A 16,507-nucleotide genomic window follows, 5' to 3' on the forward strand; every position below is an offset into this window, starting at 1 on the left:
CGACGTACGGTGCGGCGGTCGGCCACCGGCAGCCGGTTCACCGGTAGACCTCGGTGTCGGTGGGCTGGTCGAGGTCGGCACTGCCCCGGGCCACCAGGTGCCGGTAGGCGGCGTCGGCGTCGAGCAGGTCGGCGTGGCTGCCGGTGGCGGTGATCCGGCCGGCGCTCAGGAACGCGACCACGTCGGCGCGGCCGAGCAGCAGCGGCGACGTGGCGATCACCACGGTCGTCCGCCCGGCCCGCGCGGCACGCAGCCGTTCGGCGATCCGCGCCTCGGTGTGCGCGTCCACCGCCGAGGTCGGGTCGACGAGGATCAGCACCTCCGGCTCGGCGAGGAGAGCCCGGGCCAGGCGGACCCGTTGGCGTTGACCGCCGGAGAGCGTCCGGGCGCGCGCGTCCAGCGGGGTGTCCAGCCCGGCGGGCAGGGCGTCGACGATGTCGTCCGCCGAGGCGGTCCGCAGAGCCGCCCGGATCCGGTCGTCGTCGGCCCCGGGGCGCAGCACGTCGCGCAGTGTCCCGGCGAAGAGGTACGAGTCGTGGTCGGCGACCACGATCCGGGAACGGACCTCGTCCAGGGCGACAGCGGTCAACGGCACACCGCCCCAGGTGGTGTCGCTGAGGACGTACCGGCCGAGCCGGTCGGCCAGCGCCACGGCCACCGCCGGGTCGTCGGCGGCGACCCCGGTCAGCCGGCCGGCGGGCACGGTCAGGCCGCTCTGGGGGTCGTGCAGGTCGGCGGGGCCGGCCGGTGCGGCCAGGGCACCCGGCCGGCGTGCGTCGGGCACCGCGCCCGACCACCGGCGACCCGGGCCACCGACCTCGTCCGGGGCCACGTTGAGCAGGTCGGCGATCCGCCGGGCCGCGACCCGCCCCCGGATCAGCTGGTGACTGCCCTCCAGCAGGAACCACACCGGCACGATCAGGGTCGCCACGTAGCCGTAGACGGCCACCAGCTCGCCGATCGTGACGGCACCGGTCACCGCCATCCGAGCCGTCAGCCACACCACCGCCGCCAGGAACAACCCGGGGATGGCGACAGTCGCCGCGTCGATCCAGCTGTAGACCGCGCCGACCCGGTAGCCCTCCGCGCGTAGCTCCTGGGACCTGGCCGCGTACCGCCGGGCGAACAGGTCCCGGCCGCCCACCCCGGCGAGCACCCGCAGCCCCGCCACGATGTCGCCGGAGCGGGCGGTGAGCGCGCCCTGCTGCCGGCGGTAGACCGACTCGACCCGCTCCAGGCGGCGCAGCAGCGGCCCGACGACCAGGCCGACCGCCGGCACTCCCACCAGCACGCAGAGCGCCAGCAGCGGGGAGATCGCCCAGAGCACCACGGCGATGATCGCGTACGCGACGACCGCGCCGACGCCCGGCCCGGTCAGCGTCAGCACCTGCGCGGTCCAGTCGATGTCGGAGCCGCCGATGGTGGACACCTCACCCGCGCCGACCCGGCGGGGCAGCACCGCGCCGATGCGGGACAGGTGGCGCAGCAGCACCTCCGCCGAGCGGGCCTTGGCGTCCTCCCGGATGAAGGTCATCGTGCGGTGCCGCATGATGCCGAGGTAGGACAGGGCCACCCCCGCGACGACGATCGCCGCGACCCAGAACACCAGGGCGCGCGTGTCTCCCGGGCGCAGCCCGTCGTCGACGGCGCGGTAGATCAGGTAGGGCCGGGCGGAGAGCCCGACCATCCAGGCCGTGCCGATCAGGCTGCCGCGCAGCACCCGCCAGGGTTGGCAGCGGACCAGCCACCACAGGTATCGCATCGGACCCCGGGTGTCGGGAGTGCCGGGATCGGAATGCGGGATCTCTGGGGGCACCCGACCACGCTACCGACCGTCCCCGACACCGCAGGGACCCGACGCCGGTGAGGTCCGCCTCCGGTTCTGTCGCACGGGAGAGGCAGAATCACGTTCGTGCTGGTGGCGGTGGTGTCCGACGAGCGAGGTGGGGGAGTGCTCTGCCCACTGGACTCGGCCGGCCGGCCGCTCGGTCCGACCGAGCCCGTCGTCGACCTGGTCGCCGCGGTCGCCGCCCGCGAGGCCGCCGAGCATCCGCGTTGGGTCTGGTCCGCCGCCACCTCCGTCTACCCGCCGCTGCTGCGTGCCGGCGTCCGGGTCGACAGGTGCCACGACGTGGAGTTGACCGAGGCGTTGCTGCTCGGGCAGGCGGGCCGCTGGGGCGAGCCCCGCGCGCTGGCCGCGGCCTGGGCCCGCCTGACCGGTGCGCCGGTGCCGCCCGACCCACCACCGCGCGCCGCCGCGCCTCCCGGGCACGGCCAGGGCGCGCTCTTCGACACGCTGCCCGGCCCGTCGGGGCCGGGCATCGACGCACTGATCCAGGTGTACGCCGACCAGCTCGCCCGCGTCGCCGCGACCGAGCACCCGGGCCGGTTCCGGTTGCTGGTGGCCGCCGAGTCGGCTGGCGCGCTGATCGCGGTGGAGATGGGTGCCGCCGGGTTGCCGTGGCGTGCCGACGTGCACGACGAGATCCTGCACGAGCTGCTCGGCGAGGCGTCCCCGGTCGGTGGCCCACCACGCCGACTCGCCGAGCTGGCCGCACGGATGGCCGACGCGTTCGGCGTACGCCGCCTGCACGCCGACTCCCCGGCGGAGCTGCTGAAGGCGTTCGCCCGGGTCGGGGTGGAGCTGCCCAGCACCCGGGCCTGGGTGCTGCGCGGGGTCGACCATCCGGCGGTGCCGCTGCTGTTGGAATACAAGGAGCTCTACCGGATCTGGACGGCGCACGGCTGGTCCTGGCTCGAGCAGTGGGTGCGCGACGGGCGGTTCCGACCGGAGTACGTGCCCGCCGGGGTCGTCTCCGGCCGCTGGGCGACCCGGGGCGGTGGCGCGTTGCAGATCCCGAAGGTGATCCGCCGGGCGGTGGTGGCCGATCCGGGCTGGCGGTTGGTGGTCGCCGACGCCGGCCAGTTGGAGCCACGGGTGCTGGCGGCGGTCTCCGGCGACGCCCGGCTGGCGGCGGCGGGCGGGGCCGGCGACCTCTACGCCGCGCTGGCCCGCGACTCGTTCGGCGGCGACCGGGCCAAGGCCAAGGTGGCGCTGCTCGGCGCGATGTACGGGCAGACCGGCGGCGCGGCGGTGCCCGCGTTGGCGGTGCTGAAGCGTAGTTACCCGACGGCGTTCGCCTTCGTCGAGGCGGCGGCGCGCACCGGCGAGGCGGGTGGGCTGGTGCGGTCCTGGCTGGGGCGGACGTGCCCGCCCGGCTCGGTGGGGTTCGGCGATCCGGACGACGCGCCCTCCGACCCGGACGCGGCGGCCGATCCGCAGGGTCCCCGGGCGCGGGCCGCGCGGTCGAGGGGTCGTTTCACACGTAACTTCGTCATCCAGGCCACCGCTGCCGAGTGGGCCTCCACGTTGCTTGCCACGCTGCGCACGGAGTTGGCCGACACCGACGCGGAGTTGGTCTTCTTCCAGCACGACGAGGTGGTCGTGCACGCGCCGGCCGCGCAGGCGGATGCGGTCGCCGCGGCCGTCACCCGGTGCGGCGAGCGGGCCTCCACGCTGCTCTTCGGTGCCACGCCGGTCCGGTTTCCGCTCGACCTGTCCATCGTGGACTGCTACGCCGACGCGGCCTGACCTGGGTGGCCCGCCCGGCGGCCGATCGGGTCAGGAGACGGCTGACCCCGGGTTCGCCGCGTCCCACGCCTGGCGGGATTCGGCAATCGCGTCCTTGTGCGCCAGTGACCAGTCGGTCAACTGCCGAACCAGGTGGGTAAGGCTTCGGCCGCGGTCGGTCAGCTCGTAGGTCACCGTCGCCGGGACGGTCGGGAAGACCGTCCGCAGCACCAGGCCGTCCCGTTCCAGGCGGCGCAGGGTGAGGGTGAGCATCCGCTGCGAGATGCCGTGGATGGCGCGTTGCAGCTCGCGGAAACGCCTGGTGCCGACGGACAGCTCGACGATCGCCAGCACCGACCACTTGTCGCCGATGCGGTCGAGCACGTCGCGGATCCCGCAGTCCGGGTGCTCGGGCAGCCCGCAGGGTTCGAGGGCGGCGGTTACCGCGGTGTGGCCTACTGACACGGAAGTGCCTCCTTGTGCCCGGTCCGGTGGTTCCCAACGATGAGGTTAGTTCCTGATCAGTACCATTGGAAGGATCGCCATGCTGCTGGTCACCGGTGCCTCCGGGCACCTGGGTTCACTCATCCACGCCGGGCTGTTCGCCCGGGGAATGTCGCCGTTGGCTGGCTCCCGGAGTCCCGCCCCGTACGGCGACTCTGGTCGCGCCATGGACTTCGACGACCCGGCGGGCCCGGACCTGGCGGGGGTTCGCGTGCTGGTGCTGGTCTCCGCCGGCTACGGCGAGGACGACGTCGTCATCGCCCGCCACGGCCGGGTCATCGCGGCCGCCGAGCGGTACGGGGTGGAACATGTCGTCTACACGAGCCTGGCCGGCGGTGGTGACCACCTGGCGTTCGCGCTGGCGCACCGGTGGACCGAGCGCCGCCTTCAGGAGAGCGCCCTGGGGTGGACCATCTTGCGCAACGGGATCTACGCCGAGTTGTTCGGTCAGTTGGCGGCGCCGGTAGGCGGTGTGGTGGCGGCTCCGTTCGGGACGGGAGGGTTGGCTGCGGTGACCCGGCAGGATCTCGCCGACGCCGCCGTGCGGGTGGCCCACGACCCGACCGTGCACCGTGGCCGGGTGTACGAGCTGACCGGCCCGGTCGCGCTGACGGCGGCCGCACTTGCCGAGGCGCTGGAGGTGCCCTATCGCCCGGTGTCGCTGGGTGCGCAGCGGCGCGCCCTGGACGATCTGAACCTGCTGCCCTTCCAGCCAGCCATGCTGATGTCGATCTACTCGGCGACGGCGGCCGGTTTCCTCGCTGGCGGGCACGCGGACCTCGCCGGGTTGCTGGGTCGGCCGCCGCGGGACGCGATGCCGGTCGCGCTCGCCGCCGCACGTTTGTCGTCCTGATCGTCGAATCAGCGGAGTGGTGTATAACGATTGCACTATTTCTCCTTTTCGCCCCGCTACTCTCGGCTGGCCGTCCTCGTTGCAGTGTCCGTAGGAGGGGCGGACCGGTCACGGTCGGTCCCACGCTGGAGGGGGCGCAGCTGAACGGGATCGCAGGAATGATCATCGCCGCGGGCGGGGGACGACGGATCGGTGGTCCCGAGGCGCTGCTGCACCAGGGCGAGAAGCCACTGGTCAACCAGATGATCGACACGATGACCGAGGCGGGCTGCGAACGCATCGTGGTCGTGCTGGGTGCCGCCGCCGAGCAGGTCCGGGAAACCGCCGACCTGGGCCGGGCCACAGTCGTCATCAACAAGGCGTGGGGCACCGGGGTCGGCTCGTCCATCCGGGCCGGTCTGGCCGCCCTGGACGACGAGGGGATCGAGGCGGTGGTGGTGGTCCCCGTCGACATGCCGGGGCTGACCGCCGTCGCGGTTCGCCGGGTGGCCGCACTGCCGTACCCCGATGTGTTGGTCTGCGCCACCTACGACGGGCTGCGCGGCTACCCGATGCTGTTCGGCCGCCGGCACTGGCCCGGCATCGCCACCCTGGCCAGCGCCGACGTGGGCGCCCGACCGTACCTGCTGGCGCACAAGGACCAGATCGTCGACATCGCCTGCGACTCGGTGGCCGACGGCAGCCGCGTCGACACCCCGGAGCTGATGGCGCTCTACGGCCTGACCGTCCCGCCGCAGCGGGTCGGGGTCTGAGGTGGCCTGAGTATCCGTGCTGATGTGCCGGGCCGCCCAGCGGCGATACTCGGTGCCATGCGTCGACTCGCCACCGCCCTGCTGTGCCTGGCCGCGCTCGTCAGCTGCGCCAGGCCGGGCGAAACGCCGGTGCGGGACGGCCCGACCGCAGACGCCGGTTGGGCCACCTACCAGGCTGACGTCACGGCCGTCCGGGTCGGCACGGACCTGCGCTCGCTCGTGCTGACCGTGGCGCTGCCGGGTGACGCGGACGGTTGCTCCCGGAACCCGCGAATCACCAACCTCGTCGAGGAGAACAACCGCGTCCACGCCGACGTGGTGCAGGAATCGCGCCTGTCCGCGGTGGTCGGGGCCTGCCCCACCCACACACCGGCCGAGGTGACGTTGACAGCGTCGGGGCCGATCGCCGGCCGGACCGTCGTGCTCAACCAGGAGCCGTGGAAGGTCGACGGCGCGGCGTACCACCGCTGCGACCCGACGTTCGGGTGCGGTCCGATGCCGAAGGACCACTGTGACCAGGCGTGGGTCGGCGTCGTGGTCCGCGGCATGGACGTGTCCCGGCACTCCACCGGATCGGTCGAGGGCTGCGACGGCGCCTGGTTGGTCATGACGGTGCCGTTCGATCCGGTGCCGTGCGGTGTCGAGGCGCGGCCCGGCTGCGACTCGTCGGTCAACGTGCGCCGCTATTTCCTGCGGTGGGCCGGCCAGGGCGGCTGGAAGAGGATCGCCAGCTCGACGGAGGCCGGCTGCGGACGCGTCCGCGCCACCGAGCCGGCCTTCCCGAGCAAGCTCTGCGCCGACCTGCCCACCCCCTGATCGGGGCCAGCCCCTCTCCGGTGACTCCGGGCCGAGCCGCTGATGGGGTGGTTTGGGCGATGCATCACCTTTTGGGTGATTTCCTGGACCGGGCACCCCTTGCCGCGAGGGGGCTCGTTACCGGTTCGTGACCTTTGCTGAGACAGTGCAGATGAGAGCGAAGACCGGGGTGGGCACTCGACGCCTGCTTCTGCCCCTGGTGGGCGGGGCGACAGCAGTCGTGCTGGCGATGCTGGCGACCACCTCCGAGGCCCAGCCCCGGCTAGCCGTCGATCCGGTGGCCGGCACGCAGGGCTTCCTGGTCATGACCGCCGGAGACGCGCGGCTGATTGGTGCCGAGAACGAGGGGACCATCGCGGTCGGGGGCAACCTCAGCTTCGGCAACTATCAGGTCGCCGGGAGCAGCGCCGGGTCTTTTGTGGTGCCGCCGGACAGTAATCCGACGGCCCTGCTGGTGGGCGGCCGGGTCGACTTCGCCGCCAGCGTCCCCGGGTCGCGGTTGCAGGTGTTGGGGAGCGGCTACGTGAAGGTCGGCGACCTGACCGGCACCTTCGTCCGCGACACCGACAACAACGGCGCCCAGGTCAACACCCGGGTCCTGCCGGTGGACGACTACGAGGCATCACCCCGGGTCGAGCTCGTGACCCGGCAACCCGTGGCGAGTGTCGGCCCCTCCTCGCCGCTGGATTTCGGCAGCGCGTTCGAGGGTTTCCGCGCGACCGCCACCAGCCTGGCCACCTGTCAGCAGAACGTCGTGCTGACCACCCCGGAGGGTGCCCCGTTGCCCCGGCCCGTTCCGCCGGGCAGCAACGCGGTGGTCAACCTCGCCCCCGGTGTCACGAACGTGCTCAACCTGTCCGCCAGCGATCTTGCCAACATCTCGGTGCTCACCTTCGCCGACCAGCCCACCGCCGACACGCCACTGCTGGTCAACGTGGACACCAGCGACGTCTCTGACGCGTTCGTCTGGCGGGTGCCGAACTTCGCCGGAATCGGTGGAGACCAGGCCAGATACATTCTGTTCAACCTCCCGACCGCCACCTCGATCACCCTCACCGACGACAGCGCGACGCTGGAGGGCACGATCTACGCGCCCAACGCCGCCCTGAATGCCGCGACGAACGGCAACATCGAGGGAAGCATCATCAGCCGGACGCTGACGCACGACGGCGGGGAGATCCACGACTTCCCGTTCTCGACGCTGCTGAACTGCTCCCAACCGACGCCGACGCCAACAGCGTCGACACCGACCCCCACACCGACGACACCGACCCCCACACCGACCGGGCCGACGCCCACACCGACCGGGCCGACGCCCACACCGACCGGGCCGACGCCCACACCGACGGGGCCGACGCCCACACCGACGCTGCCCACGCCGACACCGACCGGGCCGACCTCCGCACCGACGACCCAGCCGCCGGTGAGCCCGACGGGCTACCCGACCAAGCACCCGTTGCCGGTCACCGGCACCTCGACCTGGCCGATGCTGGGGATAGGGAGCGCCGGAGTCGGCCTCGGTGTGGCCCTGCTACTGCTGGCCCGACTGAGACTGCGACGTAACGAGAACTAAGACCGGTGATGGTGGGTCCAGGACAGGGTCCTGGACCCACCGACGCCAGGTCAGGCACCTGAGAGGCAGTGGCGCACGTCGTCAATCGCGAGCCGCGGGAGGCGTCGCGTCGCGCATCCCAGAACGTGTGATGCCGGTGAGTCATCAAGATGACTCACCGGCATCACGCTCGTCAGGGCATGGCCGCCCGACCGGTGGTGATCGGAGCGGGCGTGGCAGACCTCAGTCCTGCGCCGAGTCCAGCTCGCCGGTGGCGGCCAGCCGCTGGTACCAGTGCGCGCTGTCCTTCCAGGTGCGGACCTGCGTGTCGTAGTCGACGCGGATGATCCCGAAGCGGCGGTCGTAGCCGTAGCCCCACTCGAAGTTGTCCAGCAGCGACCAGACGAAGTAGCCACGGACGTCGGCACCCTGCGCGCGGGCGTCGGCCATCGCACCGATGTGCCGGCGCAGGTAGTCGATCCGCCGGTCGTCGTGGATCCGGCCGTCGGCCGACACCACGTCGTCGAACGCCGCGCCGTTCTCGGTGATCATCATCGGCTGGCTGGGGTATTCCCGGTGCAGGCGCAGCAGCAACTCGGTCAGGGCCGGCGGGTCAATGTTCCACCCCATCGCCGTGTACGGGCCGGGCTGCGGCAGGAAGTCGACGTTGTCGGCGGCGACCCACGGCGTCGACGTCGACGCACCGTGCCCGTCGGCGTCGGAGCGGGCCGACACCCCGTCCCAGGCCCGGACCAGGGTGCTGGAGTAGTAGTTGACCCCCAGCACGTCCAACGGCACCGCGATCAGCTTCTCGTCGCCCGCACGGACGAACGACCAGTCGGTGACCGACGCCGTGTCGGCCAGCAGGTCGGCCGGGTATTCACCGTCCAGCATCGGCCCGAGGAACGCCCGGTTGGCCAGGGCGTCGATCCGCCGCACCGCGTCGGAGTCGGCCGCCGAGTCGGAGGCGCCCCGGATGACGTGCAGGTTGAGCGTCACCGACAACTCGGCGGCCGGCGCCAGCTCCCGGACCACCCGACCGGCCAGGCCGTGCGCGAGGTTGAGGTGGTGCACCGCGGCCAGCGCCGCCGCCGGCTCGGTCCGACCCGGGGCGTGCACGCCGGAGGCGTAGCCCAGGTACGCCGAGCACCACGGCTCGTTGAGCGTCGTCCAGGTGTGCACCCGGTCGCCCAGCGCACCGACGATGCCGGCCGCGTACTCCTGGAAGCGCAACGCGGTCTCCCGTGCCGCCCAGCCGCCGGCGTCCTCCAACTCCTGCGGCAGGTCCCAGTGGTACATGGTGGCCACCGGACGGATGCCCCGCTCCAGCAGACCGTCCACCAGCCGCGAGTAGAAGTCGACGCCGGCCTGGTTGAAGCGGCCCGAGCCGCCCGGCTGCACCCGCGGCCAGGCGATGGAGAACCGGTACGCGCTGAGCCCGAGATCGGCGATGTGCCCCAGGTCGTCGGCCCACCGGTGGTAGTGGTCAGCGGCCACGTCGCCGGTGTCGCCGTTGAGCGTCCGACCAGGCGTGTGGCTGTAGGTGTCCCAGATGGACGGTCCGCGGCCGTCCTCGGTGGCCGCACCCTCGATCTGGTACGAGGCTGTCGCCGACCCCCAGACGAAGCTCTCCGGGAAGTGGTGTCGCGTCATCGTTCCGTCCCCTGGATCTCGCAGCTGTAGCCCGTCGAGGCACCGGCGACCAGTTCCGCACTGGCCGTCCCGCCCTCGTAGCGCACGTCGAACTCGGCGCCCGGCCCGTCCCCGGGTGACGGTACCCGGACCCGGGTCCGCTGCCCCTCGGCCGGTGCGTACAGCCGCAGCCGCACATCGTCGGCCCACTCGTAGTCCGGTCGGTCGGTGCGGGAGCCGAACGGGATGACCGCGCCGGGCCGGGCCAGCACCGGCAGGCTGTCGAACGCGTGCTTCTCGGTGACCCACGCCGGGCCGGTGACCTGCGCGCCGCTGACCAGGTGGGTCCAGGTGCCGGCGGGCACGTAGTAGGTGACGTCGCCGTCGGCGCTGAACACCGGCGCGACAAGCACGTCCGGGCCGAGCATGTACTGGCGGTCCAGGTGCGCCGTGGCCGGGTCGTCCGGGAACTCCAGGAACATCGGGCGCATCACCGGCGTACCGTCGCGGTGCGCCTCCTGGGCGGCGGCCGCGAGGTACGGCATCAGGCCGAGCTTGAGCCGGGTGAAGTGCCGCAGCACGTCCACGGCCTCGTCGTCGAACGCCCACGGCACCCGGTACGAGCCGGAGCCGTGCAGCCGCGAGTGTGAGGAGAGCAGCCCGAACGCGACCCACCGCTTGAACACGGCTGGATCGGGGGTGCCCTCGAAGCCGCCGATGTCGTGGCTCCAGTAGCCGAAGCCGGACGCGGCCAGCGACAACCCGCCGCGCAGCGACTCGGCCATCGCGACGAACGTCGACTCGCAGTCGCCGCCCCAGTGCACCGGGAACTGCTGCCCCCCGGCGGTGGCCGAACGGGCGAACAGCACCGCCTCGCCCTTGCCGCGCTCGGTCTCCAACAGCTCGAAGACCGCCTTGTTGTAGAGGTAGGAGTAGTAGTTGTGCATCCGCTGCGGGTCCGAGCCGTCGTGCCACACCACGTCGGTCGGGATGCGCTCACCGAAGTCGGTCTTGAAGCAGTCGACGCCCATGTCCAGCAGGGCTTTGAGCTTGCCGGTGAACCAGCGCACCGCGTCCGGGTTGGTGAAGTCCACGAGCGCCATGCCGGCCTGCCACTTGTCCCACTGCCAGACCGACCCGTCCGGGTTGCGGACCAGGTAGCCGGCCTCGCGGCCCTCCTCGAACAGGTACGAGCGCTGCGCGATGTACGGGTTGATCCAGACGCACACCTTCAGGTCCCGCTCGTGCAGCCGGCGCAGCATCCCCTCCGGGTCGGGGAAGGTCGCCGGGTCCCAGACGAAGTCGACCCAGTGGAACTGGCGCATCCAGAAGCAGTCGAAGTGGAACACCGACAGCGGCAGCCCGCGCTCGGCCATCCCGTCGACGAACTCGGTCACCGTCTTCTCGTCGTACGAGGTGGTGAACGAGGTGGACAGCCACAGCCCGTACGACCAGGCGGGGATGCGGGCCGGTCGGCCGGTGAGGGCGGTGTAGCGGCGCAGCACGTCCTTCGGGTCGGGCCCGTCGATGACGTGGTAGGTGAGCGACTGCCCCTCGACGCTGAACTGGTTCTGCGCGACGACCTCGGAGCCGACCTCGAACGACACGTGCTCCGGGTGGTCGACGAACACCCCGTAGCCGGCGCTGCTGAGGTAGAACGGCACGTTCTTGTACGCCTGCTCGCTGGCGGTGCCACCGTCGGCGTTCCAGATGTCGACGGTCTGCCCGTTCTTGACGAACGGGCCGAAGCGCTCGCCCAACCCGTACACCGTCTCGCCGACACCGAGCGCGAGCCGCTCGTGCACGTGCCGGCGGCCCTCGGCGTCGGTGACGACGCCGATGCTGCGCCCGGTGGACGCGGTGACCAGCCGGTCGCCGTGCCGGAACTCGACCCGCCACCCGTCGACGAGCGCGACCCGCGCGGTCAGCTCACCGGTGGTCAGCGTCGCGCTGATCCCGGTGACGTCGACGGTGACCGGGTGCGTCTCGTCGGTGCTCAGCCCGAAGTGCGGCTCGCGGGGCAGCCCGCCGGTGTGGTGGGCGATGGTCACCCCGATGACGCCGGGGGCGGGGGAGAAGAACCGGACGGTGACCAGGGCACGGTTCAGGGTGTCGCCGCGACCGGTGATCGGGGCGGTCGGCGCGAAGACGGTGAAGCCGCGCTCGTCCGGCTCGACCGACTCCACCACGCCGGGGCGTAGGACGCTGACACCGGGGCGTAGTTGCCAGTACCCGTCGGTGAACTTCACTTCTCGGCTCCTGCCGTGATGCCGCGCGCCAGGGTGCGCTGGAAGATGAGGAAGAAGAGGATCGCCGGCACCAGGCTGATCAGGGCGCCGGCGTTCGTGGTCGGAGCGTCCATCAGCCGGTCACCCTGCAGCGACGCGAGCGCGACCGGGATCGTCTGCGTCTGGTTGTCGATCAGCATGACCAGCGGGATGAGGAACTCGTTCCACGTCCAGATGAAGAAGAAGATGAGCAGCACCGAGAGGGTGGGCCGCAGGTTGGGGAAGACCACCCGCCACAGCACCGTCCACTTGCCGGCGCCGTCGAGCGCGGCGGCCTCCAGCAGCGAACGCGGGAACGTCCCCAGCACCGAGGCGAGCAGGTAGGTGCCGAACGCACTCTGGATGACGGTGAAGATGATGATCACCGAAAGCTGGGTGTTGTAGAGGCCGATCTGCTTCGCCACGTAGTACAGCGGGTAGATCAGTGCCTCCTGCGGCAGCATGTTGGCCAGCAGGAACAACCCGACGATCCAGAGCCGGCCACGGACCCGGCCGATGCCCAGGGCGTACGCGTTGAGCAGTGACACGGCGACGCCGAGCACGGCCACGGAGCCGGCGATGAACGCCGAGTTCCAGAGCTTGAGCGGGAAGTTCACCTCGGTCCAGTACGTGCGCAGACCCTTGGTGTAGAACTCGCTCGGCCAGCTCAACGGGCCACTCGACGAGTAGTCACCTGGCGACTTGAACGCGTTGAGCAGCATGAACGCGAACGGCACGAGCATGACCAGCGCGCCGAGGACGACCAGGGCGAGCACGATCCAGCGGCTGACGCCGCGGTGGTGCCGATCGGGTACGGGGCCCCGGACGGGCAGCGGAGTGATGACGGCCATCTCAGTTCCCCCGGTCCCGGCGCTCGCTGCGCGCCTGCATCCAGATGAAGACCACGGCCACCAGAACGATGATCAGGGTAAGCACCGTGGAGATCGCGGAGCCGTAGCCGACCTGCAACTTCTTGAAGAACGTGTAGTACGCGAAGTAGCTCGGCACGTTCGTGGCGTTGTCCGGGCCGCCCCGGGTCAGGGCGAAGATCGGCCCGAACACCTTCAGCGCGGCGATGGTGCAGGTCAGGGCCACCACGAAGGTTTCCGGCCGGATCTGCGGGAGGGTGATCGCGCGGAACCGGTGGACCCAGTTCGCGCCGTCGACCTCGGCCGCCTCGTACAGCTCCGGATCGACCCGCTGCAGCGCCGCCATGAAGACGACCACGGGGTAGCCGATCTGCACCCAGATCATCACCGCCATCACGGCCGGCAGGGCGGTGCCCGGGTCGCCGAGCCAGTCGTGGCGCAGCGCGCCCAGACCGACCGCGTCGAGCAGGCTGTTGAACGCGCCGTCGGGGCGCAGGATCCAGCCCCAGACGATGCCCGCCACCACGACGGGCAGCACCTGCGGGAGGTAGAACGCGGCCCGCAGCGCGGCGGCGGTGCGAGGCTTGAACCGCCGGCCGATCACGTCGAAGAGCACCGCGGCGAGCAACAGCCCGAGCAGGGTGGGCACCACCACCATCGCGACGATCATCCAGACGGTGTTGCGGAACGACGCCCAGAACACGTCGTCCTGCATCAACTGCTGGTAGTTGTCCAGGCCGACCCACCTGGGGTCACCGATGCCGGACCACTTGGTCAACGACAGGTAGAGGGTGCCGACCAGGGGTGCGCCGATCACCAGGAGGAAGAGCACCGCTCCGGGGAGCAGGTAGAGCCAGTACGCCGCGTCGCGGCCGCGGCGTCTGCGGCTGGGCGCGGGCGGGGTGGGCGTCGCGGCTGATGGTGTGGCGGCGACGGTCTCGGAGACTGCCATGGAAGATCCTTCCCGGCGGGGCGGGCGGGCGCGCCGGTCGTACCGGTCGCGCCCGCCGCTCGCCGTGTCACTTGCCGGTGATCTCCTTGACGCCGTCGGCGTACGGCTTGGCGATCGCGTCGAGAACCTGGTCGGGGGACTTGGAGCCGTTGATCAGGCCCTGGAAGCCGGAGACCAGCACGTCGTAGTAGCCGGGGACCGGCCAGTCCGGGTAGAAGGCGAGCCCGTCGGACTTGCTGACCGTGTTGAAGTCCTCGATCAGCTTGCGGTCCTTCGGGTCGCTGATCTTCGACGCGTCGGCGGCGATCGGAACACCACCGTTGTTGCCGATCAGGTCCTGGATCTCCGGACGCAGGGTGATGTCGATGAAGTCGTACGCCAGGCTCTTGGCCTTGCTGTTCTCCGGGACGACCCAGAGGTTGCCGGAGGAGCCGGCCTGCAGGGTGTTGCCGGGGAAGAGGAAGGTGTCCCAGTTGGCCTTCATCTCGGTCTTGAACCGGCCGAACCACCAGCTACCCGAGACGATCATCGGAACCTTGCCACCGATGAAGGCGGTGCCCATGTCCTCGGCCTTGAGGCTTGCCGAGTTCTTGGCGACGTAGCCCTTGCGCACCCACTCGGCGAAGGTGTCCGCGCCGTACTTGAGGGGGTCGGCCTTGAAGTCGACCGGGTTCTTGTAGAGCTGGTAGTTGTCGACGAACTGCCGGTCACCCTTGGACAGGGCGAGCTGGTAGAAGAGCTGCCCGGCCGGGTACTCGGCGCCGGCCATGCCCAGTGGGGTGACGCCCTTGCCGACGAAGGTGTCCATCGCGGCGGTCATCTCGGCCATGCTGGTCGGCACCTTGACGCCGTTGCGCTGGAACAGGTCCTTGTTGTAGTAGACCGTGACGTACTCGCCGTAGTTCGGCACGCCGAACCACTTGCCCGAGCCCATCACACCCTTGTCGCTGTAGCGGGCGGTGGTCTGCAGGCTGGGGCTGAGCTTGCCGGCCCAGCCGCGCTTGTCGGCCTCGGCGCTCAGGTCGGAGAGCAGGCCCTGGGTGGAGAGCAGACCGGCGGTCGCGTTGCCCTTGTTGTACTCCATGATGTCCGGGCCCTCGGACGAGTTGATGATCATGCCGGCGTTCTGCTGGATCTGTTCGAACGCCTTGCGCTCGAAGCGCACCTCGACGCCCGGGTGCTCGGTCTTGAAGATCTCGATGGCCTTGTTCCAGCCGACCCCCATGGCGCTGTTCTCGCTCTCGTAGTGCCAGAGCTTGAGAACCTTGGCGTCGCTGTCGTCCCCGTTGTCGCCACCGCCGCAGGCGGCCACGGTGGTCGTCGCGGTCGCCGCCAGGGCGATCGCGGCGACGATCCGGCGGAGTCGCTGCATTACAATCCTCCTCGTTGAGTATCTAGCGGTACTGCACGGGGCCCGTCGTCGCGTTGCAGCGCGGCGGCGGGCCGTTCCTACTGGTCAGCCCCCATGAGGTGGCGGCTTCGTGGTGCGGCTGTCGATCCCCGGATCTCTAATGCGCAGGGCAGCAACTGCTGGTGGCGTTGATCGCCGGGGCCGTCCAGGTGGCGCACCAGCGCCTCGATCGCGATCCGACCCAGCGCCGACCCGGGTGACGTCATCGCGGTCAGCGCCGGGGTCGCCAACTCGGCCACCTGCGTCGAGGTGACCATCGAGACGACGGAGACGTCCTCGGGCACCGACAACCCACGCCCGGTCAGCTCGCCGAGGATGCCGAAGATCGCGGTCTCGTTCATGGCCAGCACGGCGGTCAGCTCCGGGGCCTGCGCGAACGCGGCGGCCAGGGCCGCGCGACCGCCGGCGGCGCTGTCCTCGGCCGTGATCATCAGCGGGTCGAGACCGTGCCCGGTCATCGCCGCGACAAAGGCGTCCCGGGTACGCAGCGCGGGCCCGTAACCGCTGGCCACCGTCGCGGCCGAGTGGTTGACGTAGACGATCCGCCGGTGCCCGAGACCGACCAGGTGCGCGACGGCCTCCCTGACAGTCTGGTCGAAGTCGATGTCGACGTAGGAGAGCGCGCTGGTGTCGCCGGTGCGGCCGATCAGGACCAGCGGTACGCCGGCCTCCTGGAGCACGGTGACCCGCTCGTCGGCGAGCTGGACCTCCATCAGCACGACACCGTCGAGCATCCGCTGGGTGGCCAGCCGACGCAGGTCGTCGAGGTCACCACCACCGACCGGCGAGAGCACCAGGTGGTAGCCGGCCGCGCTGGCCGCCGCCGCGGCGCCGGTGACGAATGCGGTTTCGGTGGCACCGAGGCCGCGCTCGTCCATCGGCATCAGCAGGCCGAGGATCCGACTGCGGCGACTGGCCAGGCCACGGGCCATCGCGTTGGGCTGGTAGTCGAGCTCGGCCATCGCGGCGAGCACCTTGCCCCGGGTGGCCTGCGAGATCGGCCGGGCGCCGGTGAGCACGTACGAGACGGTGCTGACCGAGACGCCCGCGAGGCGGGCGACGTCGTGCATGGTGGCCACCGCGCACCTCCTCTGGCCAGGCGTGGGATCGCTCCCGCATGATCGTCGAAACGCTTCGACGAAGCGGTTCGACAGACGCTAGGCCACCTGTTACGGCGACGTCAATAGCCGATGTCGAAGAGAATTCGGAGCAGCGCGATCCCGTCCTGCCCGCCCGTCCTGCCCGCCCGTCCTGCCCGCCCGTCCTGCCCGCCCGTCCTGCCCGCCCGTCCTGCCCGCCCGTCCTGCCCGCCCGTCCTGCCCGCCCGT

13 protein-coding genes are annotated in these 16,507 nt (G+C 71.1%); 5 read left to right on the plus strand and 8 right to left on the minus strand.

The window, feature by feature from the left end; all coding sequences use genetic code 11:
• Positions 1-37: 37 nt before the first annotated feature.
• Positions 38-1,762 (minus strand): ABC transporter ATP-binding protein, encoded by a 1,725-nt coding sequence (locus tag AB0B57_RS31580; protein WP_357078097.1) that lies wholly within the window; start codon positions 1,760-1,762, stop codon positions 38-40.
• 120 nt (positions 1,763-1,882) lie between these two features.
• On the opposite strand from AB0B57_RS31580, the gene AB0B57_RS31585 reads away from it, so the two are divergent.
• Positions 1,883-3,592, plus strand: coding sequence for a bifunctional 3'-5' exonuclease/DNA polymerase (locus AB0B57_RS31585; protein ID WP_357078162.1), 1,710 nt, complete (start codon positions 1,883-1,885; stop codon positions 3,590-3,592).
• A gap of 30 nt (positions 3,593-3,622) precedes the next feature.
• On the opposite strand, the gene AB0B57_RS31590 is transcribed toward AB0B57_RS31585, so the two are convergent.
• A complete protein-coding gene (locus tag AB0B57_RS31590; RefSeq protein ID WP_357078100.1) occupies positions 3,623-4,036 on the minus strand; it encodes a helix-turn-helix domain-containing protein in 414 nt (137 codons plus the stop codon).
• A 79-nt stretch (positions 4,037-4,115) separates the two neighbouring features.
• Between AB0B57_RS31590 and AB0B57_RS31595 the strand changes: the two genes are divergently transcribed.
• The 4 genes from AB0B57_RS31595 to AB0B57_RS31610 all read left to right on the plus strand — a co-directional run bounded on the left by AB0B57_RS31595 (position 4,116) and on the right by AB0B57_RS31610 (position 8,069).
• A complete protein-coding gene (locus AB0B57_RS31595; RefSeq protein ID WP_357078104.1) occupies positions 4,116-4,928 on the plus strand; it encodes an NAD(P)H-binding protein in 813 nt (270 codons plus the stop codon).
• A 158-nt stretch (positions 4,929-5,086) separates the two neighbouring features.
• The gene (locus tag AB0B57_RS31600; RefSeq protein WP_357078107.1) at positions 5,087-5,680 is read left to right on the plus strand and encodes a nucleotidyltransferase family protein; all 594 of its coding nucleotides are present in this window, start codon (positions 5,087-5,089) and stop codon (positions 5,678-5,680) included.
• Positions 5,681-5,737: 57 nt separating this feature from the next.
• On the plus strand, positions 5,738-6,496 hold the full coding sequence (locus AB0B57_RS31605) for a hypothetical protein (protein ID WP_357078110.1): 759 nt from the start codon (positions 5,738-5,740) through the stop codon (positions 6,494-6,496).
• 229 nt (positions 6,497-6,725) lie between these two features.
• Positions 6,726-8,069 carry a choice-of-anchor A family protein gene (locus tag AB0B57_RS31610; protein ID WP_357078165.1) on the plus strand — a complete coding sequence of 448 codons (1,344 nt, stop codon included), beginning with the start codon at positions 6,726-6,728 and terminating at the stop codon, positions 8,067-8,069.
• 222 nt (positions 8,070-8,291) lie between these two features.
• Here AB0B57_RS31610 and AB0B57_RS31615 read toward each other — a convergent pair whose 3' ends face one another.
• From AB0B57_RS31615 to AB0B57_RS31640, 6 genes are all read right to left on the minus strand, one after another.
• Positions 8,292-9,701, minus strand: a complete 1,410-nt coding sequence (locus AB0B57_RS31615; RefSeq protein WP_357078113.1) for a GH1 family beta-glucosidase — start codon at positions 9,699-9,701, stop codon at positions 8,292-8,294.
• The gene (gene yicI / locus AB0B57_RS31620; protein ID WP_357078116.1) at positions 9,698-11,929 is read right to left on the minus strand and encodes an alpha-xylosidase; all 2,232 of its coding nucleotides are present in this window, start codon (positions 11,927-11,929) and stop codon (positions 9,698-9,700) included. The genes AB0B57_RS31615 and yicI overlap by 4 nt, the downstream gene beginning before the upstream one ends.
• A complete protein-coding gene (locus AB0B57_RS31625; protein ID WP_357078119.1) occupies positions 11,926-12,798 on the minus strand; it encodes a carbohydrate ABC transporter permease in 873 nt (290 codons plus the stop codon). The genes yicI and AB0B57_RS31625 overlap by 4 nt, the downstream gene beginning before the upstream one ends.
• Before the next feature lies 1 nt (position 12,799).
• On the minus strand, positions 12,800-13,768 hold the full coding sequence (locus tag AB0B57_RS31630) for a sugar ABC transporter permease (RefSeq protein ID WP_357078122.1): 969 nt from the start codon (positions 13,766-13,768) through the stop codon (positions 12,800-12,802).
• A 67-nt stretch (positions 13,769-13,835) separates the two neighbouring features.
• Complete coding sequence (locus AB0B57_RS31635) at positions 13,836-15,140, minus strand: extracellular solute-binding protein (protein WP_357078125.1); 1,305 nt, start codon at positions 15,138-15,140, stop codon at positions 13,836-13,838.
• Between the two features lie 77 nt (positions 15,141-15,217).
• Positions 15,218-16,249: a LacI family DNA-binding transcriptional regulator gene (locus AB0B57_RS31640; protein ID WP_357078169.1), complete on the minus strand. Its 1,032-nt coding sequence runs from the start codon at positions 16,247-16,249 to the stop codon at positions 15,218-15,220.
• Between the last annotated feature and the right edge of the window lie 258 nt (positions 16,250-16,507).

Origin of the sequence: Micromonospora sp. NPDC049101, assembly GCF_040648675.1 — a bacterium.
In the GTDB taxonomy this organism is placed as follows: domain Bacteria; phylum Actinomycetota; class Actinomycetes; order Mycobacteriales; family Micromonosporaceae; genus Micromonospora.

Excerpts from the sequence above, each read along its gene's own strand:
- AB0B57_RS31605 (WP_357078110.1), top strand. The coding sequence starts at position 5,738 with ATGCGTCGACTCGCCACCGCCCTGCTGTGCCTGGCCGCGCTCGTCAGC.
- AB0B57_RS31630 (WP_357078122.1), bottom strand. The coding sequence starts at position 13,768 with ATGGCAGTCTCCGAGACCGTCGCCGCCACACCATCAGCCGCGACGCCC.
- AB0B57_RS31640 (WP_357078169.1), bottom strand. The coding sequence starts at position 16,249 with ATGCACGACGTCGCCCGCCTCGCGGGCGTCTCGGTCAGCACCGTCTCG.
- AB0B57_RS31595 (WP_357078104.1), top strand. The coding sequence starts at position 4,116 with ATGCTGCTGGTCACCGGTGCCTCCGGGCACCTGGGTTCACTCATCCAC.
- AB0B57_RS31610 (WP_357078165.1), top strand. The coding sequence starts at position 6,726 with ATGCTGGCGACCACCTCCGAGGCCCAGCCCCGGCTAGCCGTCGATCCG.
- AB0B57_RS31625 (WP_357078119.1), bottom strand. The coding sequence starts at position 12,798 with ATGGCCGTCATCACTCCGCTGCCCGTCCGGGGCCCCGTACCCGATCGG.
- AB0B57_RS31580 (WP_357078097.1), bottom strand. The coding sequence starts at position 1,762 with ATGCGATACCTGTGGTGGCTGGTCCGCTGCCAACCCTGGCGGGTGCTG.
- AB0B57_RS31635 (WP_357078125.1), bottom strand. The coding sequence starts at position 15,140 with ATGCAGCGACTCCGCCGGATCGTCGCCGCGATCGCCCTGGCGGCGACC.
- AB0B57_RS31615 (WP_357078113.1), bottom strand. The coding sequence starts at position 9,701 with ATGACGCGACACCACTTCCCGGAGAGCTTCGTCTGGGGGTCGGCGACA.
- AB0B57_RS31600 (WP_357078107.1), top strand. The coding sequence starts at position 5,087 with ATGATCATCGCCGCGGGCGGGGGACGACGGATCGGTGGTCCCGAGGCG.